At 65.4% G+C, this 1,157-nt stretch carries 1 pseudogene; it reads left to right on the forward strand.

Annotated features, from left to right (window positions below):
• A pseudogene (locus ACNAVT_RS31760) lies at positions 1-1,157 on the forward strand (hypothetical protein); the annotation flags it as partial.

A 1,157-nucleotide genomic window follows, 5' to 3' on the forward strand; every position in this document is an offset into this window, starting at 1 on the left:
ACGAGGACGACGGCGGCGCGTTGCTGGTCGAGAAGGGTGGTAGCGCCCACCTGAAGGAGACCACGCTGACCCGCAACAACGCCCGCGGCAACGGCGGGGCGATCGCCAACTTCGGCCGGGTCGACGTCGACGACAGCGACATCGACAACAACAACGCCAAGGAGAACGGCGGCGGCATCTTCAACAGCGGTGTCCTCAAGGTCAAGGGCTCCCGCGACGACGACGGCAAGGGCGGCCGCGAGTCCCGAATCAGCAACAACACCGCGGGCAAGGACGGCGGTGGCATCGCCAATGGCGAGCGCGAGGAGAAGAAGGAACACGGCCCGAGCGCCCCGCTCGACAAGAAGGGCGACCGCGACGAGGACCGCCGCGAGAACCGGGCCGGCACCGTGGAGATCGAGAAGACCAAGATCGAGGGCAACAAGGCCGACAAGAACGGCGGCGGCCTGTTCAGCTCGGGCGGCTTCGTCAAGATCTCGTTCTCGCTCATCAAGGACAACACCGCCTGCGAGAACGGCGGCGGCATCTTCGCCCGCAACACCGACCTGAGCCTCTTCCGCGTCACGGTCAAGAACAACAAGGCCAGCAAGGACGGCGGCGGCGTCTACAACGTCGGCGGCAAGGAAGAAGAGAAGAAGGTCGCCCTGTCCGACAAGGACCGGGAGAACAAGGACCGGGAGAACAACGAGGAAGGCCGCGCCACCATCGCCGACAGCGAGATCCTCGACAACACCGCCGGCCGGTTCGGCGGCGGCATCTTCAACGGCAAGCCGATCGAGGAAAAGAGGGCGGTCTCGATGGAGGCCGACGGCATGGAGATCGACGGCAGGAAGCACGAACGCGAGGAGCGCAACGCGACCCTCACCCTGCGCAACACCGAGATCAAGGGCAACACCGCGGGTAAGAACGGCGGCGGCATCTACAACAACAAGGGCGAGGTCACCCTGACCAAGACCCGGGTCACCAAGAACACCGCCGTCGGCGGCGAGGAACACGATGTCTACAGCGCCGACGACCGCAGGGACGACCGGAAGAAGGACCGGGTGGCCGGCGGCATCTTCAACAACCACGGCAAGGTCAAGCTGGACGACGAGTCCACCGTGACGAACAACGACCCGACCAACTGCGCGGGCACCGTCCGCGACTGCTTCAACTGA

Origin of the sequence: Micromonospora sp. SL4-19, from assembly GCF_047921475.1 — a bacterium.
Lineage (GTDB): Bacteria > Actinomycetota > Actinomycetes > Mycobacteriales > Micromonosporaceae > Micromonospora.